The organism is Rufibacter ruber (assembly GCF_014138425.1).
GTDB classification, from domain to species: Bacteria; Bacteroidota; Bacteroidia; order Cytophagales; family Hymenobacteraceae; genus Nibribacter; species Nibribacter ruber_C.
In genome coordinates this window covers 37,106-59,214 of record NZ_JACJIQ010000007.1, presented here as the reverse complement: position 1 = coordinate 59,214, position 22,109 = coordinate 37,106, and the positions used below count along the sequence as shown (strand labels likewise).

The 22,109-nt window shown below is 52.2% G+C and carries 18 protein-coding genes and 1 pseudogene; 4 read left to right on the top strand and 15 right to left on the bottom strand.

What is annotated here, in order from left to right:
• Positions 1-219 precede the first annotated feature (219 nt).
• From FHS90_RS09745 to FHS90_RS09730, 4 genes are all read right to left on the bottom strand, one after another.
• Entirely contained in the window at positions 220-1,425 is a 1,206-nt protein-coding gene (locus FHS90_RS09745) for a dipeptidase (protein WP_182512910.1), read from the bottom strand.
• Positions 1,426-1,600: 175 nt separating this feature from the next.
• Positions 1,601-1,960: a cupin domain-containing protein gene (locus tag FHS90_RS09740; RefSeq protein WP_066831062.1), complete on the bottom strand. Its 360-nt coding sequence runs from the start codon at positions 1,958-1,960 to the stop codon at positions 1,601-1,603.
• Positions 1,961-2,230: 270 nt separating this feature from the next.
• Entirely contained in the window at positions 2,231-2,545 is a 315-nt protein-coding gene (locus tag FHS90_RS09735; RefSeq protein ID WP_182512909.1) for a hypothetical protein, read from the bottom strand.
• A 516-nt stretch (positions 2,546-3,061) separates the two neighbouring features.
• Complete coding sequence (locus FHS90_RS09730; RefSeq protein ID WP_153042571.1) at positions 3,062-3,388, bottom strand: hypothetical protein; 327 nt, start codon at positions 3,386-3,388, stop codon at positions 3,062-3,064.
• A gap of 299 nt (positions 3,389-3,687) precedes the next feature.
• Here FHS90_RS09730 and FHS90_RS09725 point away from each other — a divergent pair, with 299 nt between their 5' ends.
• Positions 3,688-5,169: a nicotinate phosphoribosyltransferase gene (locus FHS90_RS09725; protein ID WP_182512908.1), complete on the top strand. Its 1,482-nt coding sequence runs from the start codon at positions 3,688-3,690 to the stop codon at positions 5,167-5,169.
• A 79-nt stretch (positions 5,170-5,248) separates the two neighbouring features.
• Here the strand turns inward: FHS90_RS09725 and FHS90_RS09720 are convergent, their stop codons facing one another.
• From FHS90_RS09720 to FHS90_RS09670, 11 genes and pseudogenes are all read right to left on the bottom strand, one after another.
• Positions 5,249-7,252 (bottom strand): ATP-binding protein, encoded by a 2,004-nt coding sequence (locus FHS90_RS09720; RefSeq protein WP_182512907.1) that lies wholly within the window; start codon positions 7,250-7,252, stop codon positions 5,249-5,251.
• Positions 7,253-7,827: 575 nt separating this feature from the next.
• Complete coding sequence (gene pncA / locus FHS90_RS09715) at positions 7,828-8,436, bottom strand: bifunctional nicotinamidase/pyrazinamidase (RefSeq protein ID WP_066831073.1); 609 nt, start codon at positions 8,434-8,436, stop codon at positions 7,828-7,830.
• A gap of 48 nt (positions 8,437-8,484) precedes the next feature.
• Positions 8,485-9,108 carry a peptidoglycan recognition protein family protein gene (locus FHS90_RS09710; RefSeq protein ID WP_220483036.1) on the bottom strand — a complete coding sequence of 208 codons (624 nt, stop codon included), beginning with the start codon at positions 9,106-9,108 and terminating at the stop codon, positions 8,485-8,487.
• A 262-nt stretch (positions 9,109-9,370) separates the two neighbouring features.
• Positions 9,371-10,624 (bottom strand): annotated as a pseudogene (locus tag FHS90_RS09705) (glutamate-5-semialdehyde dehydrogenase); the annotation flags it as partial.
• A 203-nt stretch (positions 10,625-10,827) separates the two neighbouring features.
• Entirely contained in the window at positions 10,828-11,919 is a 1,092-nt protein-coding gene (gene proB, locus FHS90_RS09700) for a glutamate 5-kinase (protein WP_066831078.1), read from the bottom strand.
• Between the two features lie 102 nt (positions 11,920-12,021).
• A complete protein-coding gene (locus FHS90_RS09695) occupies positions 12,022-12,495 on the bottom strand; it encodes a DinB family protein (protein WP_182512906.1) in 474 nt (157 codons plus the stop codon).
• Between the two features lie 69 nt (positions 12,496-12,564).
• On the bottom strand, positions 12,565-13,827 hold the full coding sequence (locus FHS90_RS09690; RefSeq protein WP_066831079.1) for a cation:proton antiporter: 1,263 nt from the start codon (positions 13,825-13,827) through the stop codon (positions 12,565-12,567).
• A gap of 294 nt (positions 13,828-14,121) precedes the next feature.
• Positions 14,122-15,300: an MFS transporter gene (locus tag FHS90_RS09685; protein ID WP_182512905.1), complete on the bottom strand. Its 1,179-nt coding sequence runs from the start codon at positions 15,298-15,300 to the stop codon at positions 14,122-14,124.
• Positions 15,301-15,495: 195 nt separating this feature from the next.
• Positions 15,496-15,720 carry a type II toxin-antitoxin system PemK/MazF family toxin gene (locus FHS90_RS09680; protein ID WP_343049666.1) on the bottom strand — a complete coding sequence of 75 codons (225 nt, stop codon included), beginning with the start codon at positions 15,718-15,720 and terminating at the stop codon, positions 15,496-15,498.
• Positions 15,721-15,772: 52 nt separating this feature from the next.
• Positions 15,773-16,567: a thymidylate synthase gene (locus FHS90_RS09675; protein ID WP_182512903.1), complete on the bottom strand. Its 795-nt coding sequence runs from the start codon at positions 16,565-16,567 to the stop codon at positions 15,773-15,775.
• Between the two features lie 645 nt (positions 16,568-17,212).
• On the bottom strand, positions 17,213-17,641 hold the full coding sequence (locus FHS90_RS09670) for a GNAT family N-acetyltransferase (RefSeq protein WP_066831090.1): 429 nt from the start codon (positions 17,639-17,641) through the stop codon (positions 17,213-17,215).
• A 440-nt stretch (positions 17,642-18,081) separates the two neighbouring features.
• Between FHS90_RS09670 and FHS90_RS09665 the strand changes: the two genes are divergently transcribed.
• From FHS90_RS09665 to FHS90_RS09655, 3 genes are all read left to right on the top strand, one after another.
• A complete protein-coding gene (locus FHS90_RS09665) occupies positions 18,082-19,878 on the top strand; it encodes a DUF885 domain-containing protein (RefSeq protein ID WP_182512902.1) in 1,797 nt (598 codons plus the stop codon).
• Positions 19,879-20,891: 1,013 nt separating this feature from the next.
• Positions 20,892-21,731 (top strand): hypothetical protein, encoded by an 840-nt coding sequence (locus FHS90_RS09660; protein WP_153042573.1) that lies wholly within the window; start codon positions 20,892-20,894, stop codon positions 21,729-21,731.
• Positions 21,728-22,093 carry a hypothetical protein gene (locus tag FHS90_RS09655; RefSeq protein WP_182512901.1) on the top strand — a complete coding sequence of 122 codons (366 nt, stop codon included), beginning with the start codon at positions 21,728-21,730 and terminating at the stop codon, positions 22,091-22,093. The genes FHS90_RS09660 and FHS90_RS09655 overlap by 4 nt, the downstream gene beginning before the upstream one ends.
• The last annotated feature ends 16 nt before the right edge of the window (positions 22,094-22,109 follow it).

Sequence of the window (22,109 nt, the reverse complement as noted above, 5' to 3'; positions counted from 1 at the left end):
TTAAAAGGAGCCCGAAAACAGAAGCAGACGGCTTGTTCATAATCAAAGCAGAAAATTAGCGGGGCTTCTTTAGCCGGCTTCATCTGCCCTGCCTAATCAATTCTTACAGGCTCCTCGGGTCACAACGGTACGCTTGCGCCATGTATAGTGCAGGAAATGCAGTTGGTTGAACTTCTGTTTTCGGCCTGTTTTTTAGAAAACAGGCCGAAAACAGAGATTTTACTTCTTCGCCACCGCCTGCGGCTGGTTGGCTTCCCAGACCCGCAGGAAGTTACCGCCCAGAATTTTCTCAATGTCTTTCTTTTTGTAGCCGCGCTCCAGCAGCGCTTTGGTGATGAGCGGATAGGTGCTTACGTCGTCTAAGCCCACGGGGGCGGCCCCAATGCCGTCATAGTCAGATCCCAGGCCCACGTGGTCTATCCCGGCCAGCTTCACCACGTGGTCAATGTGGTCAATGAGCAGCGAAATGGGCGGGTTGATGTGCTTTGACTCATCTGGGTACTTGTTGAAAAGGAGGTCTTTCAACGCCATGCCAGTGGTTCCCTGCGCCCGAAGTGACTTGATTTCTGCCTCATGTTTGCTCATGAAGGCCTTTATTCTTCTGGTGTAGGCGCTGTCTAAAAACTCAGAGAAGAAATTGATATGGATCACGCCGCCGTTCTTGCCCACCGCCTGTATCTGGGCATCATTCAAATTGCGGGGGTGCGGACTGAATTTTGCAGCGCAGCTGTGTGACACCAGCACGGGTTTGGTGGAAGTGTTCAGGGCGTCCCAGAACGTCTGTTCCCCCACGTGTGACAAATCTACGAGCATGCCCAGGTCGTTCATGCGGCGCACTACCTGCTTGCCAAAGTCATTCAGGCCTTTTTTGCCGTTGTACCCGGTTCCTTTGGTTTCATCGGCGGCAGAAGAGGCCCAGGCCGTGCTGTTGTTCCAGGTGAGGGTGAGGTAGCGAACGCCGCGGCGGTACAGGTGGTCCAGGTTGTCCAGGTTGTCTTCTATCATGTGGCCGCCCTCTACCCCGGTAAGCGAGGCGATTTTACCGGCTTTCACCGCGGCGCGCGCCTGGGCAGGGGAAGAAACCAGCTGCAACTTATCTGGGTTGCGCCGCACTATGGCCTCCAGCGTGTCTATCTGGTCATTGGCATATTGAAAGGCGCGGCCGGGGCCGTAGGTTTCATCACAGAACACGGCAAAGACCTGCACATCTACCCCGCCCTTCTTCATGCGCGCCAGGTCAGTGTGTGCCTTTCCGGTGAGGTCGGTTTCAACCGAGTGCCCCTCAAAGACTACTTGCGACAGGACGTCATTGTGGGTATCTACCAGCACCGCCTTCTGGTGAAGGGTTTGGTAAGGGGTAGAGCAGGAAAAGAGCAAACCTGACAAACCTACCAGAAACGGCTTGGTGAAGTTACGGTGGAGCATAGGGTACATCATGAGGGAATTAGCAGTTCATAAAGCGTTTGGGTCCTCATTTTAGTTAAAACCTGCCAATTGCCAAAACCCACTGCCAAGTAAAATTTGCGCGGGAACGTACCTGCGGTTTTGTTTTCTGCCTGTTTTTCAAAAAGAAGGCCAGAAACACCCTAGCCCGTCTGTGTCAAATGCTTTCCAGGGAAGGCCTGGTGAGCCTGTTTTGCTCATTGCCTGTGTTCAGCGTAGAGGCAGGTTCAAAGAGCAGCACACTTACCTCTTCCTCGGCCACCGGCCTATGTTCCACCCCTTTGGGCACTATCAGAAATTCGCCCTCTTGCAGCTCAAGGGTTTTGTCTCTGAACTCTATTTTCAACGTTCCCTGCACCACCAGAAACAACTCATCTTCGTGTTCATGGTGGTGCCAGACAAAAGGCCCTTTAAATTTAGCCAGCTTTATGTGTTGCCCATTCAGTTCCCCCACTATTCTGGGGTTCCAGTGGTCTGAGAACAGGCTCAATTTCTCTGCCAGGTTGACCTTGTCCATCTTCTTTCTTTTTAGGTACGGTTACGCTACTTTCTTCTGCATTTGGTACCCGAGAAGGTACTGCTAAAAGTAATAAAGGAATTAATAAAAGGGGAAAGGAAATGCGTTTTGGGCCTGATTTCTGAAAAACAGCCAAAAAACAGAAACCTTTCCCCTTTTTAAATACAGATCTGTCTATAATAAAAGAAGCCTCTCAGATTAGGAGAGGCTTCTAGGGTAAGCATAACGGGAAAGACTTCATCTAACTGATTACTTCATGGTGAACAAATACTAATGGGCAGCAGCGGTGCCTTGTTTGGCTTTACGTTGTTGTTTCAATTTATCTGCCATGACATACACCTCTCCGTATTCCTGAGAGAATTTCTCTGCATTCTGCAACAGATGGTCTAGTTTGGAAACACCTCTGGCCGGCTCCTCATTATTCACCAAAGGGGAATAAATGGCAATGGCCGAAAAACTGGCAATGCCAATGTAGGTCAGTACAGTTAAAACAGCCATATCACTGTCTTGGCTAATCAAGGTCAAGGCAAAAATGCCCACAAAGAAACCGATAGCTACTAAAGAAGATCTAAAACTCTTTTTCATGACGTCTGATCATTAAGTTTAAACAATGTCTCCAGTACCTGAAGCAGTGGAGTCCTAAACTCTCAGGATACCTATATAATTCTTTCCGCTGGAAAACAGTTCCCTGAAATGTTTAATGCTTTCTGTGCTAGATCATAGTTCTATTATTAGAATTATAACTTTTCAGAGGAAAATATTTATTTCAGAAGACGCAACTTTTTTAGAACCTATGGGTGCGCCATAAACAGGAAGGAATTTATTGTCAGAAGTAGGGGTAGCCCAAAGACTGGCGAAAAGCAAATTGCCTTTAATGAAGATACAACTGATGAAAAATAATTAGAATTTTTTAAATGGGGAGGACACTTTCAACAAGAACTAATGTACGGCAACAACTATTGTCAAGGCCAGGCCTATGAAAAGACGGCAGCAGAAGATGTCACTCTGAAACAAAAATGCCTCCCTGTGAGAGGAGGCATTTACCGGAATGCAATATTGAAATCAGAAGTTGCAATAACTGCTCAAGCCTTATGTGCTGGATCAGGCAGGCCTGTTGGCAGCAATGGCGCCTTTTTTCTGTTTACGCTGTTGTTTCAGTTTATCTGCTAAAACATATACCTCGCCAAATTCCTGGGAGAATTTTTCAGCGTCATTCAGAACATGCTCCATTTTGGTGACAGCAGGTTTTTCCTTGGCTTTAAATAAAACGTCTTTGTAGATATAAGAAACCGCTAAGAAGCAAGACACGAACAAATAGGTGATAAACCTGAAGGCAGCTACATCGCTGTCGCTGGAGGTAAACACAATCAAAAATGTTCCGGCGAAGAAGGTTAATGAAATCAGCGTTGGATAATAGTTCTTTTTCATAATCATCTATAATTAAATTGTTCCACCTTCATCTTCAAGAATGCCGCAGCCAAAAAACTGCGCCTTCTCTTTATACTGTAATTATAATAAAAAGTTATTATTTTATTTTTTAAATACAAAATAGCTAACCCTTTTTATTTGCATTCATTGTTAAAATTGAAAATAAAAGGGTTTTGGTGTTTTGATTTCACAGGGCCCAGTAGTTTTGCCCATCTTTTCTGGGGAGCACAGGTTTTCTACCTTTGTGGCCCTTCCCCAGCGTTTCTCGTAAGGGAGGGAAAACAGAAAAGACAACCTGTATGAGCCTTACCCAACGCTTCAGAACCTCCCTCGCGCTGTTAACCGATATGTACCAGCTGACCATGGCCCAGGGCTACTGGAAGAAAGGCATGGCAGACCAGGAGGCGGTTTTCCATCTTTATTTCAGGAAGAACCCGTTCAAAGGCGGCTATACCCTTTGTGCTGGCCTGGAAGATGCCATTGATTTGCTCCAGAATTTCGGGTTCACTGAAGAAGATGTGGCCTACCTGGGCTCGTTGAAGGGAAGCCAGGGGCAGGTTCTGTTTGAAGAGGGGTTTCTGCAGCACCTGCGGGAGCTGCAGTTTACCTGTGACGTGGAAGCCATTCCTGAGGGCACGGCCGTTTTCCCCAATGAACCGCTCCTGCGCATAAAAGGACCCATTCTGCAATGCCAACTGCTGGAAACCCCGCTGCTCACCATCTTGAACTTCCAGACACTGGTGGCCACCAAAGCCGCCCGGGTGGTAGACGCGGCGCAGGGAGACACCGTGATTGAATTTGGCATGCGGCGGGCTCAGGGGCCAGACGGGGCAATAAGTGCTGCCAGGGCGGCCTTTATAGGCGGCGTAAAGGCCACTTCCAATATGCTGGCGGGCAAACTGTTTGCTATTCCGGTAAAAGGAACCCACGCCCATAGCTGGGTCATGTCCTTTGAACGGGAGTCAGAGGCGTTCTCTGCCTACGGTGACGTGTTCCCCCATGATTCTGTTTTTCTGGTAGACACCTACAACACCCTGGAAGGTGTGAAGAAAGCCATTGCCGTAGCCAGCAAGATGCGCGCGCAGGGCGGAGAGTTGAGAGGCATCAGGCTGGACTCCGGGGACCTGGCTTACCTGAGCATTGAGGCCCGGAAGCTGCTGGATGCCGCCGGTTTTGAGAAGGTGGCCATTCTGGGCAGCAATGACCTGGATGAGCACCTGATTCAAAGCCTGAAGCAACAGGGGGCTAAGATTGACACCTGGGGGATTGGCACCAAGCTGGTGACGGCATATGATCAACCGGCGCTGGGCGGGGTGTATAAACTGGCGGCTTTAAAAAAGGATGATCAAGACTGGGAATACAAACTCAAGCTCTCTGAGCAGCTGGTAAAAATCTCTACGCCCGGAATTCTGCAGGTGCGAAGGTTCTACCGGAACAACAGCCCCATTGGCGATATGATTTTCTCAGAACCCCAACAGGTGCAGGCGCCTGCTACCATGGTGCACCCCAATGACCCCACCCAACGCAAAACCTTTCAGGATGACTGCACTTTTGAAGACCTGCTGGTCCCTGTCTTCCAGAAAGGGAAATTAACCTACACCTCTCCGTCATTGCTGGAAATTCAGGAGCGGGCTGCCCGGCAGGTGGCGTTGCTGCATGAAACGTACAGGAGGTTTCTGAACCCGCATATCTACAAGGTGGGGCTGGAGGCTCAACTCCATGAGAAGAAGATGGCGCTTATTGTGAAATTTAGGGAAGAAGGTGCCTCTCACAAGGACTGATGCCCGTTAATAGAGGGTAACCTGGTGCCGGGTTTCCTGTTTTCGGCCTGTTTTTGAGAAAACAGGCCGAAAACAGAAATCAGGAATTAGTGGCTGCCACCAAAAGCGGCTCTTCTGGTGCCATGCTTTTTTTAGGCAGAGCCACGCTGAAAGTACTGCCGCTTCCCTCCTGGCTCTCTACCGAAATGGTGCCGCCAATGCCTTCCAGGAGCTCCTTGCAGAGCATGAGGCCCAGCCCGGTCCCCTTCTCATTGTAGGTGCCTTTAGAGGAGAAGCGCTGCTCAGAGAACAGTTTGTCTACTACCTTGGGTGAAATGCCGGTACCGGTGTCTTTTACCTGAAGCACAATCTCCTGGTCTGCTTCTTTCGCCTGTAGACAGACAGTTCCTCCCGGTTGGGTAAACTTAATGGCATTCATCACCAGGTTTCTGATGACAAAGTTGAGACGTTCCCGGTCAGAGGAAAGCTGTAGCCCTTCCGGAATTTCATTGACCAGTTCTATCTGCTTCATTTCAGCGTTATGCGCCAGCAGCGAAACATTCTCCCCGGCCAGATAATGCAGGTTTAACTTTTCATACTGGACAGAGGCGCCAGTCATTTGATTTTTAGCCCAGATCAGCAGGTTGTCCAGCAAATTAGAGGCGTTCTCATAATCTTTGCCCAGCATCTTGAAGAGGCGTTTGAATTCCTGGTCGTTCATGGCATTGGCATCTGCCAGGTAGAAAAGTGCCTGCACTGAGGCAAACGGGCTGCGCAGGTCATGGGAGATGATAGAGAAGATCTTGTTCTTAAAGGTATTCAGCTTCTCCAGTTCATCCCGCTGCTTTTTCATGACAGCGGCCTGTTCAGCCATGGCTTCTTTCTGGAGCGTAATCTCATAGTTCTGCGCCTGAACCCGGGCATTGATTTCCCTCAGCGCCCTGTTCTGAATCTTGGAGCGGCGTCTGCTAAAGAACAAAACCCCCGCTAAGCCCAGAGAGGCACCCAGGGCCAGCAGAACCAGCCACTTCACCTGTTTCTGGTGCGCCAGCTCCTGCTGCTGCCGGGTCTGCTCCAGCTTGAGCTTTTGGTTTTCCAGTTCTTTTTTCTCGTTCTCAAAGGCAGCCTCTGCCTCTGCCGCCATTTCGCGCCTTCTTTCTGAGTGGAGCGTATCAGTGGCCAAGGTTCTGATCAGCAGATGATCATAGGCGTCTTTGTACTGTCTCTGCGCCGCGTAGAGATCCTGCAACAAATCAGCCGACAAGGCTACATCTAGCGTGGAGTGCATGTTACTGGCCAGCTCAAGGCTCTGCTTCGCCACTTTGATGGCGGCGGGGTAATCCTTCTGCTGCTGGTGAAGCTCCGCGAGCTTGCGCAGGTTGCTCACTTTGGCGGCCGTGTTCTGTAGCTCATCATCAATTTTCAGGGCTTGGTGCAGGTACGAGAAGGCCTTGTCCATGTTTCCTAAATTGGCATTGACCACTCCCAAATGGTAAAGGCTCACTGAAAGCCCCCGGCGGTCTCCCAGTTCCTCTTTCATTTTGGCGGCTTTCAGGAAGTGGGCCAGCGCCCCTTCATTGTCTCCCCGGTCTTCATAGATGCTGCCCATGTTGTTATAAAGGCGGCTCATGCCCAGTTTGTCCCCAATCTTTTCAGCAATCACCAGTCCCTCCTGGTAGCGAACCATTGATTTGTCAAAATCATTGTTCCTGAAATTCACATTCCCCAGGTTCACCAGAGAACTCACCATGCCCAGTGAATCTTTCAGCTCGCGGCGAATTTGTAACGCCCGCTGGTGGCACCGCATGGCTTTCCCGTACTCAGACAGGTTCATGTACCCCACCCCCTGGTAATTAAGGGCAGCGGCTTGGCCAGAAAGGAAGTGGAGCCTGGTCGCCAGCTTTTCAGCCTGCTGGCCCGTTGCAACTGCTTTTTCAGGGTCAAACTTGGTGTACTGTTCACTGATTTTGTTCAGTAACACTACTTTTAAGGAATCTGAGGGGGTTTTCTGCACCAAGGTCTGCAAACTGTCAACCACTGACTGCTGGGCCACAGCCTGCCCTGCTAAAAAGAAGAGTAGGACGAGAATGGGGAAAAATCTCATGGGAAAATGTTGTTGTCTGTCGGGCAGAGGGCTGCTTAGTCTAAAGGTACAATAAAAATTGAGAAAATAGAACCTGAGCCAGGTGCGTATCTGCGGTTGCACACGTTGAATAAAACTTTTGTAACACATTTACAGGGAGTTGCTTTCCAAGGGTAAGAGGAGTTCTATAACTCATCAAAAGAACCATGCCCGCTGTCAAGCCTGACGCTCCCCCTCATTAAGCGGCGGCAAGGGCTTTATATTAGTGAAGGTTTTAAGAATACCTGAATTTGCCTGCACTGGCATTGCCGCCATCGCCCCTTCCTTGCCCACCTGGTGCTGCCTGTAAGCTAACAGCAACGCCTCAGCGCTACTTCTCTCTTGCCGCTATTCCTGATAAATCAGAACCCGGTCAGGCAAAATTGTGGAGGGCATTTATATCTGGCGCAAGCGGCTTTGTTAGGATTTTACGGTAGTAGGCTTCTGTTTCTGGGCTGTTTTTAGGAAAGTAGGCCCAAAACGTGGCTCCCCTTAGACGCCTGCACCCGCCAAAACTTCATCAATGCAGCAAACCAAGGACACTAACCAGCTTCAGGTTATAAGATACTGCTACCGGAAATCACATGCCCGCCCCTTTGTAGAATCTCTTCCCGGGCCTGGGCAAAACCGTCTGCTGAAATGGCCCGGGTGGCATCTTCAATAATGGAAGTGGTAAAGCCCTCCTGCAGCGCATCTAACGCCGTGAAATACACACAATAGTCGGCGGCCAGACCAGCCAGAAACACAGAAGTTACGCCTTTTCCCGTTAAGTACTGGGCAAGCGCTGTAGATTTCAGGTGCCCGTTGTCATAGAAACCACTGTACGAATCAATCTCAGGGTTTGTCCCTTTTCTGAAAATAGCTTCTACTTTGGTCATGTCTAAAGCCGGGGAAAACTCTGCCCCCGGGGTTCCCTGAATACAGTGGTCTGGCCACAGCACCTGCTCCAGCCCCTGCAGCTGGGTGGTTTCAAAGACCTGCTTGCCTTCATGCTGGGAGGCAAAGCTTTTATGGTGGGCGGGGTGCCAGTCCTGGGTGGCTACCACCAGATCAAACTTCGGTTGCAGCTGGTTGGCCAGCGCAATAATTTCCTCTCCGCCGGGTACGGCCAGCGCTCCGCCCGGAATAAAGTCATTCTGTATATCAACTAAGATAAGTGCTTTCATATGAAGTGTTTGTGCGTTCGGCAACGGTTTAAGTCAGGCTTTCCCTTCTTATTTTTCTATACTGGCCACGTCTTCTCTGAGTTTGGGCAACAGGTTGTAGAGAGCTTCTCCCGGGCAGGCGGTAGTGGCATTGTCTTTATGCCCGGAAATGGTGGCGGCCGGTATTTTCCAACGTTTGGCTATGGCTTTGGTGAGCAGCAGCAGGCTCTGGTATTGGGCTTCTGTGACCTGTTCTTTGTTAAAATTGCCCTCCAGCACAATAAGAGCGTGGCCGGTGGGGTCATACGGGGTGTTGGAGTCGCCTACGTACTGAAGCGCCCGCCCTTCGCCAATGCGCCCGTCTACTGAAATATAGAAGTGGTACGGAATATCTGCCCATGGCTCCTTGATGCGCCCATCAGAGAGAGGGCTGCGTTCCATGGAGAATTTCTGCAGCGCCTTCAGTTTTTGCTCAAGCGTACGGCTGGCATTCTGGTTGGTGGCGGTGTGGTGAATGGTAATCCGGTTGGGTACGTGCTGCTTCATCTCCAGCACGGGCGTGGCAGCCCCCCACTGACTCCGGGTCACCACCGGTACTCCCTTGGGAATAGAAACTGTCTGGGAGGTGCGGCAGGCGCTCACCAGCAGCAGGGTAATGAGAACAACAATTAGAGAGGAGGAAAGAGACTTCATGAGGCGGGGATGGAATTGAATTTTGAGCTTTTTCAGGCTATGGTTTGCCTTTTTTAATTTCGAAACAAAAGGTTCTTCTATTGTTATGTGATGGGCCAAGCAGCATTCCAGGGAGTGCCGCTGCAAAGGTCACTTCTGTTGACGCCCTTTTACAGCACCCAGGACAAATGTAAGCAAGCTCTTATGTTCCAGGAAGAAAGGGGATGATTATATTGCTTCTGTTTCCGGGCTATTTTACCAAAAACAGCCCGGAAACAGAAAATCACCCTCTTACCTGCCCGTTGCCGCGCACTATCCATTTGTAGCTGGTGAGCTCCTCCAGCCCCATGGGGCCGCGGGCGTGCAACTTTTGGGTACTGATTCCTATTTCGGCCCCCAGGCCGAACTGGGCCCCGTCTGTGAACCCGGTGGAGGTGTTGGCATACACGGCGGCGGCGTCTACGGCGTTTAAGAATACCTCTATGTTGGCAGCGTCTTCACTTAGGATTGCCTCGCTGTGTTTGGAGCTGTAGCGGGCAATATGATCCAAGGCCTCTGGCAAATCCCCCACCGTTTTCACCGCCAGTTTCAAAGAGAGGAACTCTGTGCCGAAGTGCTCTTCCTGCGCCGGATGCAGCAGGTGGGCAGGATAATGTGCGCGTAGGGCTTGGTAGGCGGCGGCATCGGCAAAAAGCTCTACGCCGGCCTGAGCCATTGGGGCCACCAGTGCCGGAAGGTCTGTCAATCTTTTCTGGTGCAGCAACAGGCAGTCCAGGGCGTTGCAGACGCTCACGCGGCGGGTCTTGGCATTGAATAAGATGGCGGTGCCTTTCTCCAGATCAGCGGTTTCATCAAAGAAGGTGTGCACAATGCCCGCCCCAGTTTCAATAACGGGAACTTTAGCATTTTGCCGTACAAAATCTATCAGGCCTTGGCTGCCGCGCGGAATCAAGACGTCTACATACCCCACCGCTTCCAGCAGGCTTTGCGTGGCTTCGCGCTCCACGGGCAACAGCGTGGCTACGTGTGGAGTAATGCCGTGTTTTTCCAGCACCGCATGAATGACTTTGATGATGGCATTGTTGGAAAATTCGGCATCACTGCCGCCTTTCAATATGCAGGCGTTGCCGGTTTTGAAACAGAGCGAAAATACGTCAAACGTCACGTTGGGTCGGGCTTCGTAAATCACGCCCACCACGCCTAGCGGCACCCGTATTTTGCTAATATTTAAACCGTTAGGTAGTTCTTTCTGAAAAATCACTTCGCCCAAGGGCGAAGGAAGAGTGGTCACATTCTCTATGTCTTTGGCAATGTCCTGCAGGCGCGCCTCGGTTAGTTTGAGACGGTCATACTTGGGGTCTGCCGGAGACATGCGGTCCAGGTCTTTCTGATTTTCCTGCAGCAGGAACGGCGTGTTCTCCAGGGCGGCTGCGGCCACGTCCCGCAGGACGGAGTTGATTTGTTCTGCGCTGAGCGAGGTGAATGTTCGGCTGGCGGCTTGGGTTTGGGTAAAGATATCTTGGTACGGCATGGGGTTACATTCTTGAACTCTTTAATATAGTATTGTCATTCTAAAAGAATCTTGGTGGCAAACTAGAAAGGCAAATGCTACTACCGTTCGCCCACAAGATCCTTTCAGGAGGACAAAAGAAGGTGAGCACTGTGCTATTTAAATTTTAAGTTTCCTCTGGAAGTCCGTTTTTGATCTATTTTCGCCAAAACAGGCCAAAAACGGAAAATTTAATTCAGCTCAGGGTTCAGGAACAGGTAATCATAGTGCACCAGGGGCTTCTGGTTTTTCTGGCCCAGCCGCTCCTGCGCTTTATCTGAGCCGTATTCGGCAATGCCAACGCCCAGGGGTTTCTCCTGCTCGTCTACCAGCTTCAGTATGTCGCCTTTTTTGAAATCACCGGAGATTTGGAGAATGCCCACCGGTAGGAGACTCACGGCTTTCCCCGTTGAACTCAAGGCGGCTTTTGCGCCGGCGTTCACCTGCACCACACCTTTGGCATAGGTGCCGGAATGGGCAATCCATTTTTTCTTGCCAGAGGCGGTTTTGTCGGGCCGGAAGCGCGTGTTCAACACATTCTCTTCCAGCAGGTCCAGCAGCACGTTTTCGGTTTTGCCGTTGGCTATGTGCACCGCAATGCCCAGCTGCGCCACCTTCTGCGCCATGTGGCACTTGGTGATCATGCCGCCACGCCCAAACTGCGACCGCTGCGTGGTGACAAAGCTGGAGAAGCCGGTGGTGCTGGCGTCAATCTCTCTGATCACCTCAGAAGCCGGGTCTTTGGGGTCGCCGTTGTAAATGCCGTTCACGTTGCTGAGAATCAGGAGCGCATCAGCGTTTAACATGGAGGCAATGAGCCCGGCCAGCTCGTCATTGTCAGTGAACATGAGTTCAGTGACCGAGATCACGTCGTTCTCGTTCACAATGGGAATTACGTTGTTCTGGAGCAGCACCCTAAAGCAGTTCTGCATGTTGAGGTAGTGGCCACGGTCCCGGAAGTCTTCTTTGGTCACCAGCACCTGCGCGCAGAGCAACTGGTGCTGCTGGAACAGCTCAGAGTACGTGTTAATCAGCTTGACCTGCCCAATAGAAGCCAACAGCTGGCGGCTGCTTACGGCATCTGCTTTTTCTGAGACGGAGATCAGGCTTCGGCCGGAGGCCACCGCCCCCGAGGACACCACAATGACTTCTTTGCCCTGTTGTTTCAGGGAGGCAATCTGGTGCACCAGGTGCTGCATGCGGGCAAGGTCAGGCATGCCGTTCTCCTGGGTGAGCACGTTGGAGCCAATCTTGACAATGATTCGGTGGTAAGGAAGCGGCATTCTTTAAGATTCAGGAAAAGAAAGCCTAATTTTAAAGGATTAGGGGTGAAAAGCCTAAATATTTTTAACAATTCATGAGCAGGGCTGTGAAAATGATAAAAGTTATACCCGGATCACATCTGTGTCAACGGGCACATACCCCCACTGCTGGCCCATGCTCAGGACTTGCCCTTTGTGGTGAAATTCATGGGTGATGACGTGGGTGAACAATTGGAGCGGCGTTACCATCACTTCATTTCCGTACAGCGGGAACGGCTTCTGCTCCTGCCACTTCTTCCGGTAGCATGCCAAGAATGCAAGCACCAGTTCATCTATGTGGCGGTAGTAATGCTCTATTTCTGGCAACGTGCTGAACGCCTCCTCCGCGGGTATATCTTCGGCTTTCCCTAAGCCAATTTTTCCCAGCCAATAGGCGTAGGTTCTGGCGTTGTGTACCAGCAGGTTGCATATGCTGCCCCGCCCGAAACCGGCCACCGAGCCCACCAATTCTGCGGGCGAAAGCTGCTGGCAGTACTGGAACAGCACCTGGCGGGAGCTCTGCACCAGTTGGTACTGGGTGTGCAGGAGTTCATTCATGCGTTCTATTTTGGGTCTGTTTTCAGAAAAGTAGCTCAAAAACAGGAATCCTGTAAATCACCGGCTGCTTTACACATCCATGGTTTCCAGCGGCTGTTTCCGGTTCAGGCGTTTCACCAGCCCGCCCAGCGTGAGCCCCTGCACTATGATGGAGAACAGCACCACAATGTAGGTCACCGCCACCAGCAGGTTGCGTTCCATTGCCTCAGTGAGGGAAAGTGCCAGGGCAATGGAAATGCCGCCCCGCAGGCCGCCCCAGGTCATGATGGCCAGCGTACGGTCTGGGAACCGGCTCTTAAACCGGAACAGCAGCGCGGGCACAAACAGTGACACCATGCGCGCCAGCAGAATGAGGAAGATAGCCACCAGCCCCACGTAAATGAACGCGTGGTGAATGGGAATGATAATCAGCTCCAGCCCGATGAGCACGAACAAAATAGCGTTCATGATCTCATCTACCATTTCCCAGAACTTGTGCACGTAATCTGTGGTGACTTTTGACATGGCGTACTCGGGGCCGCGGTTGCCAATGAACAAACCGGCCGCCACCATGGCCAGCGGGGCCGAAAAGTGGAACATGGGCGCCAGCACCATACCGCCCACCACCAGGGCCAGCGTAATAAGCACTTCGGTTTGGTAATGGTCAATGGAGCGCATCATGAGAAACGCCACGTAGCCCAGCGCCACGCCCAGGAAAATGCCGCCCGCCACTTCCTCCAGCAGCAACAGCCCAATCTCCCCGGCCTCAATGTCACCGGTGCCCTCCCGGGCAATGTTAAACAGTGTCAGGAAGATCACTACACCCACGCCGTCATTGAAAAGGGACTCACCGGTGATATTGGTCTCCACCGATTCTGAGACACCGGTTTTCTTCAGGATAGACAAAACAGCAATAGGGTCGGTGGGCGAAATGAGAGCGCCAAACAGGAGGCAATGAATCAATTCTACCGGCTGGTACAGAAACGGCAGCAGCCAGTACAGCAGGTAGCCCACCAGAAACGTTGACAGCAGCGTGCCAAACGTGGCGAAGGCCAGAATGGGCCGCGTAGACGTGCGCAGTTTCTTCACATCTGTGTGCAGCGCCCCGGCAAACAGCAGGAACCCCAGCATAAAATCCAGCAGGAAATCAGAGAAATCTATGGCCACCAGGGCGTTGCGGAGAAATTCCACCAACGGGGCGGCAAAGCTCCCCGCCAGCAGAATGCCCAATGACAGCAGCAGGGCCAACACCATGACGCCAATTGTGCCTGGCAGTTTCACGAAACGGATATTGATAAACGCCAGCACCGCCGACAGGGCAATGAGAAGCGCGAAGAGTTTAAGTGATTCCACAAAGAATGCGTTAGGTTCTGGTAAAGATTCTCAAGTCACCCATGTCTACGGCGCAACCCTTAAAACCGATATTTTCCTCTTACGTGGGGTTCTGTTTTGGAGCTGTTTTTTTGAAAACAGGCCGAAAACAGAGCAGAAAAGCATAGAAAGTTAAATGCTCTACTACTTGAGGGAACATTCGGCAAAATAAAAGGAATGGCAGAAGCTGCTGCCGTTTGCCGCCTGTTCCCTAAGATTCATTCAGGATGCCAAAGAGAAAGAGAGATTTCATTCTTTTTCCTTGCTTACCCTGCCCTACGCTTTCTTCTGCACCAGCCGGCGCATGGCCAGCAACCCCAGCAGCGGACCGAGGGCCAGGAACAGAAACCAATAGTGAAAATCAACAGAGCTTTGGATGAACCGCAGAAACTGAATGCTGACAATGGTAAGCGCAAAGCCGAGGGAGTTGACAATGGTGAGCGCAGTTCCTTTGGCCTGCGCCGGGGCATTCTGCGCCACCAGCGTAGAGAACTGCGGCGAATCCATGGGCGCGGCAAACCCCCACACCAACAGCAGCCCCAGAAACAGCCCTAACGGCAAAGAGAACAGCCACGGCGACAGCAGGCAACAGACAAATGAAACGGCCAGGGCCGAAAAAGCAGTACGGGCGCTCCCCATGCTCCGGGACAGGTACCCTCCTGCCACGCAGGCCACCGCCCCCACAGCAATGATGCTAAAAGACCACAGCGGATTGTTCAGCGGAAGCTCCGGATTGGCCTCGGCGTACATAGCCAGCATGACCGGCACAAACGCCCAGAACGTGTACAGTTCCCACATGTGCCCGAAGTACCCGAAAGCGGCGGCTCTAAAGTCTTTCTGCCGGAAAATCTGGAAAAAGGCGGTAAAATCTGGCTGATTGCTTTTGGCGCGGTATGGTCCGTCTGGCACCAACAAGAACAACGCCACGCCTCCCGCCACCGCCAACCCCGAAGTAGCCCAGATCACGTACCGCCACGGCAGCCCCTCAGTAAGGCTTTTGAGCAAATGCGGAAACGCCGTGCCCAGCACCAGCGCCCCCACCAGAAACCCCAGCGCCTTCCCCAGCCCCTGCCGGTGGTAATCTGCCGCTATCTTCATGCCCACCGGGTAAATACCCGCTAAACAAAAGCCCGTCAGAAACCGGGACAGCACCAGCGTAGAAAGCCCCTCAGCGACCAGCAGGCTAGCGTTACAGACTGCCCCCGCCACCGCGCACACCAGAAACACCTTAGACGGCGAGAACCGGTCTGAAATGGTGAACACCGCAAAGACTAGCGTACCCAAGATAAAGCCCAACTGCACCGCTGAGGTGAGGTGGCTCACGGAGCTGGCTTCTAAGTGAAACTGCGGGATGAGGTTAGGCAGCACCGCATTGCCCGCAAACCACAAAGAGGTGCAGGCAAATTGGGCGAGGACGATGGTGGGGAGGATGTGTTGGCTTCTGCTGCTCTTCAAGAAGGTTGGTTTAAACAATTTAGGAATGAGTAACAGATGTTATTACATTTTGTCATCCTGAAACGATCTTGGTGGCGAACGGTATTAGCTTTCAAGTGAAGCAGATCTAGCTTGCCCACAAGATCCTTTCAGGATGACAGACGGGAGAAGTGCATTTGAGGAGTGATGAATGGCTTTTTGACGCTATCAGTAGAATTAATCAACAAAAGTTTCTTTAATCACCGCTTTGCACGCGGCTATTTCTGTTGGGTTCAATCTTCCCAGAACTTTGATGATTCTGACTTTATCAATGGTTCTAATCTGGTCTATGACCACCCACCCTGTCTGTTGGCTGTGTTTTACCTTCACACGGGTGGGATAACTGCGGCTTTTAGTGGTCATGGGTGCCACCACTACCGTTCTCAAGTTTACATGATTGATTATTAATATTAGTAAATGCTTAACAGTAAAATATCATAAGAAATTAATCAGTTTACACCGCCACCGGCGCCTTAATCCCCGGCCACGGGGTGTACTCCTCCAGCGTGAAATCCCCAAACTCAAACCCAAAAATATCCTTCACCTCCGGGTTCAGTTTCATCTTAGGCAGCGGGCGCGGTTCACGGCTCAGTTGCAGCTGGGTTTGCTCCAGGTGGTTCGTATAGAGGTGGGTATCACCGCCGGTCCAGATGAACTCGCCATATTCTAACCCGCAGACTTGGGCTACCATCATGGTGAGCAGCGCGTACGAGGCAATGTTGAAAGGCACGCCTAAGAAGACATCGGCGGAGCGTTGGTAGAGCTGGCAACTCAGTTTGCCGTTGGCTACGTAGAACTGGAAGAACGCGTGGCACGGCGGAAGCTTCATGTTGTTCACCTCGGCCACGTTCCAGGCGCTCACAATCAACCGGCGCGAATCTGGGTTATTCTTGATTTGGTCAATCACCTGCTGAATCTGGTCAATGTGTCCGCCGTCGGGCGTGGGCCAGGAGCGCCACTGCGAGCCGTACACCGGCCCCAGGTTTCCGTCGGCATCGGCCCATTCGTCCCAAATGGTCACGCCCCGCTCCTGCAGCCACCTCACATTGGTTTCGCCGCGCAAGAACCACAGCAGTTCATAGATGATAGACTTGAGGTGTACCTTCTTGGTGGTCACCAGCGGGAAGCCTTCCTGCAAATTAAACCGCATCTGGTAGCCAAACACACTGATGGTACCGGTGCCGGTACGGTCTTCTTTCTTCACGCCGTTGTCCAGAATATGGCGCATCAAGTCTAGGTAAGCCTGCATTGTAATAATTAGGAATTGGAAATTTAGAATTAGGAATGAGCGCGGGCCCATTGGAAGCATGAAGATAGGGAAAACCCGTTGCAGGTTGGTTCTTCTTTTGGCGGAAATTATCAACAGCCCCCCTACAAGCCCCGCACGCCGCTGTTGTCTGGAGAAAATCATTTCCTGTTTTAGGCCTGTTTTCTCAAAAACAGCCCCAAAACAGGAAATGATTTTTAGGGATTGCTTTGTTGGGAATACCGTTTGCCAATTAAGGATTCTCCCCTTAACGATTTCCCAAACGGGAGTTTGAGGCAGCGAGCGAAGCTCATTAAGAGGGTGTTCACACATGAAAGCAAGCATTGCAGATTTCTATGTCGCGGGAGTTACTTCCATGCCTAACTGGATAAGTGCATTGTTTAGATTACCGCTTGCCCAGCAAGGATTCTCCCCTTGAGGGGAGATTAAGAGGGGTGTTTACACAGGAGAGCACGCATTGTAGATAATAAATTATGGTAATTATAATGCTGAATATAATTGAAGACCAGCAATGCGCAGACCAACAGGTGTAAACACCCCTCTTCGCTCCCCTCAAGGGGAGAATCTCGTGTTATGTATACCCTAAATCAACTTCATCTAGCAAAGTCGCTTTATAATTCCCAATTCTTAATTCTCTTCCGTGTGCTGGCGTTTCTGCTTGTCAGTGAGGGGCCAGATGTAGGCCGAGGTCTGTTTCTTCCAGCCGATGGCTTCGTAGAAATCTGATTTGCCGGGGGCGGCGGTGAGGGTGATGAAATGGTAGCCCTGGAGCTGGTCTACCAGCGTCTCCACAATAAAACTGCCCACGCCTTCGCCCTGGTAATCCGGGTCCACCACAATATCGGCCAGTTGGGCGTAGTATTTTCCGTCGTCTACCGTCCGCCCGAAAGCCACCACTTCACCTGCCTCGTCATAGATAAATACCGAGTAGGAGCTCTTTTCAAACGAAGCCCTGATGTCTTCAGGCTGACGCACAGACCACCCCACCTTGGCAAAAATGTCATCCATCTTCTTCCAGTCAATGGTATTGTAATCCGGGTTCAATTTGTAATTCATTGCGCTACCCTCCATTCTTCGTTTCTGAGAATCCCATACAGGCAGGAGCCTTTCCCCTCTGCCAACGGCTCCACACCTGGCTCCTGATAGCCTGAACAGGACAATGGTGTACGCCCGGCTCCCGAAGAAGTTGGTCCGTATTTCTCCTGTTTTTAAGTTGAACACGCAGGTCCTTGCTGAAAGAACCATTTTCCCAGAAGGCGCCGTCAGTACATCAGAAATGTGTTTTCGGGCTGTTTTTCTGAAAACAGACCGAAAACAGGTTACAGAGATTCTCTCAAGGCCTTTTTGATACCCCCACTTCGTCTGACATCTCTGGGTAAAAGGGTAAAATTCAGTACTTACCCGGTCAACCTCTGTTTTGCGCCTCGCGTTGGAGAGAAGCTGTGGGTGCTCTATTTTTAGGTATCTTGAGTCACCAAACCTTGCAAAGAAAAACTATGAAGAAACTATTGCTAATGGCGCTGGTAGCGGGCACCCTCCTGTGGTCCTGCCAGAAGAAATCAGAGACGGGCCAGGCCAACGCCCAGGCGCCAGATAACCAACAGCTGGCCACGCTTTTTGAGAAATACTGGGACGAAAACGCGCGCTATTTCCCGCTGGAGGCCACCGCCCAGGGCGACAACCGCTACAACCACCTGCTGCCCAATGACAACACCAAATCATTCAGAGACAGCCTGCAGCAGTACTACCAGACGTACCTAAACAAGTTGCAGCAGTTTGAGCGGCAAGACCTCAACCCCAATGACCAGATCAGCTATGACATCTTCCAGTATGAGATGCAAACCCGGCTGGACGGTCTCAAGCACAAGACCTGGCTTATCCCGTTCCAGCAGTTCTGGGGGCTGCCGCTGAGCATGGGCCAGTTGGGCGCGGGCACCGGCAACCAGCCGTTCAAGACTACCAAGGACTACGAGAACTGGCTGGGCCGCGTGAAAGGCTTCAGCGTGTGGGCAGACAGCGCCATTGCCAACTTCCGCCAAGGCATGGCCGAAGGCGTGGTACTCCCTAAAACACTGGTGCTGAAAATGGTGCCACAGTTGAAGAGCATGGTCGTCACTGACCCTACCAAAAGCCTGTTCTACGGCCCCATCCTGAATTTCCCCGCTGAGGTTCCCGCCGCTGACCGTACCCGCCTGACGCAGGAATACCAGCAGGCCATCAGTACCGTGCTGGTGCCCACGTACCAGAAGCTGGCGGTGTTTCTCCAGAACGAATACCTGCCCAAAGCCCGCACCAGCACCGGCATCAGTGAAATTCCCGGCGGCAAAGACCTGTACAACTACTACGTGAAATACTGGACCACCACTGACAAAAGCCCGGGCGACATCTATGAAACCGGTCAGCGCGAGGTGAAACGCATTCAGGGCGAAATGCAGAAGGTAAAGGAGCAGGTAGGGTTCAAAGGCACCATGGACCAGTTCTTCACACACCTGCGCTCCAACCCCAGGTTCACGCCTTACAAAACGCCGGAGGAGGTACTCAACGCTTTCCGGGCCATTCAGGCGAAGATAGAGCCCAACTTGGACAGGATGTTTGGGAAAACACCCAAGACCCCGTTTGAAATTCGGCAAACCGAAGCCTTCCGGGCCGCCTCGGCCTCTGCCGAATACAACCAGGGCTCCCCCGACGGCTCCCGCCCCGGCATTTTCTACGTGCCCATCTTAGACGCCACCCAGTTCAACATCACCTCGGGCATGGAGTCGCTGTTCCTGCATGAGGCCATTCCCGGGCACCACTACCAGATCTCCCTGCAGCAGGAAAACGAGCAGTTGCCCAAGTTCAGAAGGTTCAGCTGGTACGGCGCCTACGGCGAAGGCTGGGCGCTCTACACTGAGTCCCTTGGCAAGCAGCTGGGGCTCTACACTGATCCGTACCAGTACATGGGCGCCCTGGGCGATGAGATGCACCGCGCCATCCGGTTGGTGGTAGACGTGGGCATGCACACCAAAGGCATGACCCGCGAAGAGGCCATTGCCTACATGATGGCCAACGAGGCCATCACAGAGGACGGCGCCGTTGCTGAGATTGAACGCTACATGGCTATTCCCGGGCAAGCGCTGTCTTATAAGGTGGGCCAGCTGAAGATCAAGGAACTTCGGGAGAAGTACCAGAAGGATCTGGGCCAGCAGTTTAACCTGGCGGCTTTTCATGATGAAGTGCTGAAGGACGGGAATATGCCGTTGCAGCTACTGGAGAAGAAAATGGAGGGCTGGGCGAAGCAGCAGAAGAAATAATTTTGGGTGTAGCGCCTGCCGTTTATGCGGCAGGCGCTCCTTTTTTAATGTTGGGAGATAGAAAGGCCTGGTTTGCTGTTCCCTTGGCGGTGCTGTTTAATACTGCAGGGCAATGCGTAGTCTGCTGTTTCCCCTGGCTTTGGCGCTTGATGCGTTGGTTTACTAGCTGCATTGTTTCATGTTTTCCGGTAAGCGCTCACGGCCGCGGGGCTCCGTCCTGGCGGTGAGCACTGCTGTTAAAACTAGGCCCTCCGGCCTTGCCGCTGGTGCGGCACCGTATTAACAGAGGCGCTCACCCCCAGGACTGGTTTAGGTTCCTTTGCTGCTATTGCTTTTCTTGATGTAGATTGTTTGCAGGTTAGTGCTGTAGTCCCGCTAGCCTGAGACGAGCCCGTGCTGCGCACATCAGCCAGGGGCAGAAGTGCTAATCTAACAGAGGTGCCACTAGCAGAAGTGTTCATTGTTGTTTGTTTGCTTACTTATTTATTGCTGCTGGTGTGTCGCTTTCTCTGGTTCAAGTTTCCAACCTGGACCTATGGTGGCGGAAGCTTTAAGCTTACATGGGGCGGCAGCCTCACACTACCTCTGCCCTCTATGGCTCCTTCTTCTGCCCCACTATGGCGCGGAAGTTACTTCCGTGCCTACTAACGCCACCAGGTCTTTGCCTATCCGTTAAACGCCTCGTTTTTCCGTCGCTCCGCCAGACAAAAGCTTACCTGTCTTTTCGCTGGCCATTCGTCTGTTTCTGGGCTGTTTTTGGAAAAACAGCCCAGAAACGCAGCCCCTGCGTGAAAAGAGCCAGTTAATTTCTATGCGATGTGCTCTGTTTCCTTTCCCTGCTGAACATGGGTGGGGAATGCCTTCCGCCTACATGGAGAGACCTAAGAAAGAAAAAGAAGATCAGGATGCAAGGAAGAGGTTTGCTGTTTTTCGCTTATTTTTACCAAAACAAGCCGGAAACAGGAGGTGCGGCTTGGGTCAAGTTCAGTAGTAACGAGTAGCGTACAGAGCATATGAAGAGGTTCGTTTCAGGAATAATGGTGTTGAGTTTGTCTTTCCCTTTGGCTGTTTCTGCCCAAACCTTGGCCTCCCCGCCACCAGGCGCGGCCAAAGCGGCAACGGCAGCCCCAAAGAAGCAGGCCGAACCGGCCTTGGCGGCCAAAGTGAACGCGCTCATCAAAGGGCAACCCACCGCCTCGGCGGCCAGTCCCAAACCTGTAGCCTCCCCTGCTTCCGCCGCAGCGGCCCCGCCGGTTCAGGCTACGGCCCAACCGGCGGCTTCTCAGGCTCCTGCCGCTGAGGCGCCTAAGTTACCGGCCCCGTCGGCCTCGGCAGTGAAGATTGACAACCTGATCACAGAGCGGGAACAGCTGGTGCTCAAGTATGACTACCTCAAAACCCAGGGGAATAACTTCTGGGGCAAAGCCTCTAAAGAAGACATGCGGGCGGTGATTGAGGCGCTCAAAGAAGTGCTGCAGAAAGACGAGCAGATTATTCACGCCGTGGAGCAGGCCAACCTGGAAACCCGCCGCAGTGTGGCCAAACGGGCTGCTGAACTGGAGGCCGAAGCGCGCAAGCTCAACAGCCAGGTGCAGGGCGACAAACGGGTGGTCACTGACAATATCTACGAACTGAAAGCCTCACTGGCCAATGCCCAAAACCTGAACCGCCGGCGCGACCGGCAGATCAAAGACCTGGAGGAGCGCCTGGAGGCTGCCAATGATGCCAAGTTTGAGCATGACGGCATTGCGGCATTTCTGGGTATGTTTTCCCTGGTGCTGATTGGGCTCATTGTTAGGCTGCGGTCACAGGTCAGTGAGCTGAAGAAGCAGAAGCAGCATGCCAACGCATGAACCAGCGTCTGACCGCGGTTGCCCAATACCTCTCCTATTCAGAAGCCATAGGGCTTTACCAGGCACTGAAGGAGGCAGGTGTGGTGGCGTTGGTCAAGTCCTGCGGTCCCCCCAGCCTTCCGTTTGGCGAGGGTTTATATTTCCAGTTGCTGATTGCCGCTGAGAACCTGCCGACGGCCCAGCCCGTTTTAGACCTGTTTTCTGAAAAACAAGCCGGAAACAGCCACCGGGCCCAGACGTGCCCGCGGTGCGGGTTTGTACAGGTCCTTCCTTCCCGGAATTTATCCTGGTGGAAAAAGGTTCTGTATGCTGGCACCACCGTGTACGGCTGTGCCGGTTGTAACCATTCATTTTTCGCATAGCAAGATTGTATCACGT

Bases quoted from the DNA above. Each gene is read 5' to 3' on its own strand.
- FHS90_RS09745 (WP_182512910.1), bottom strand. From the start codon at position 1,425: ATGCTCCACCGTAACTTCACCAAGCCGTTTCTGGTAGGTTTGTCAGGT.
- FHS90_RS09740 (WP_066831062.1), bottom strand. From the start codon at position 1,960: ATGGACAAGGTCAACCTGGCAGAGAAATTGAGCCTGTTCTCAGACCAC.
- FHS90_RS09735 (WP_182512909.1), bottom strand. From the start codon at position 2,545: ATGAAAAAGAGTTTTAGATCTTCTTTAGTAGCTATCGGTTTCTTTGTG.
- FHS90_RS09730 (WP_153042571.1), bottom strand. From the start codon at position 3,388: ATGAAAAAGAACTATTATCCAACGCTGATTTCATTAACCTTCTTCGCC.
- FHS90_RS09725 (WP_182512908.1), top strand. From the start codon at position 3,688: ATGAGCCTTACCCAACGCTTCAGAACCTCCCTCGCGCTGTTAACCGAT.
- FHS90_RS09720 (WP_182512907.1), bottom strand. From the start codon at position 7,252: ATGAGATTTTTCCCCATTCTCGTCCTACTCTTCTTTTTAGCAGGGCAG.
- pncA (WP_066831073.1), bottom strand. From the start codon at position 8,436: ATGAAAGCACTTATCTTAGTTGATATACAGAATGACTTTATTCCGGGC.
- FHS90_RS09710 (WP_220483036.1), bottom strand. From the start codon at position 9,108: ATGAAGTCTCTTTCCTCCTCTCTAATTGTTGTTCTCATTACCCTGCTG.
- proB (WP_066831078.1), bottom strand. From the start codon at position 11,919: ATGCCGCTTCCTTACCACCGAATCATTGTCAAGATTGGCTCCAACGTG.
- FHS90_RS09695 (WP_182512906.1), bottom strand. From the start codon at position 12,495: ATGAATGAACTCCTGCACACCCAGTACCAACTGGTGCAGAGCTCCCGC.
- FHS90_RS09675 (WP_182512903.1), bottom strand. From the start codon at position 16,567: ATGCAGGCTTACCTAGACTTGATGCGCCATATTCTGGACAACGGCGTG.
- FHS90_RS09670 (WP_066831090.1), bottom strand. From the start codon at position 17,641: ATGAATTACAAATTGAACCCGGATTACAATACCATTGACTGGAAGAAG.
- FHS90_RS09665 (WP_182512902.1), top strand. From the start codon at position 18,082: ATGAAGAAACTATTGCTAATGGCGCTGGTAGCGGGCACCCTCCTGTGG.
- FHS90_RS09660 (WP_153042573.1), top strand. From the start codon at position 20,892: ATGAAGAGGTTCGTTTCAGGAATAATGGTGTTGAGTTTGTCTTTCCCT.
- FHS90_RS09655 (WP_182512901.1), top strand. From the start codon at position 21,728: ATGAACCAGCGTCTGACCGCGGTTGCCCAATACCTCTCCTATTCAGAA.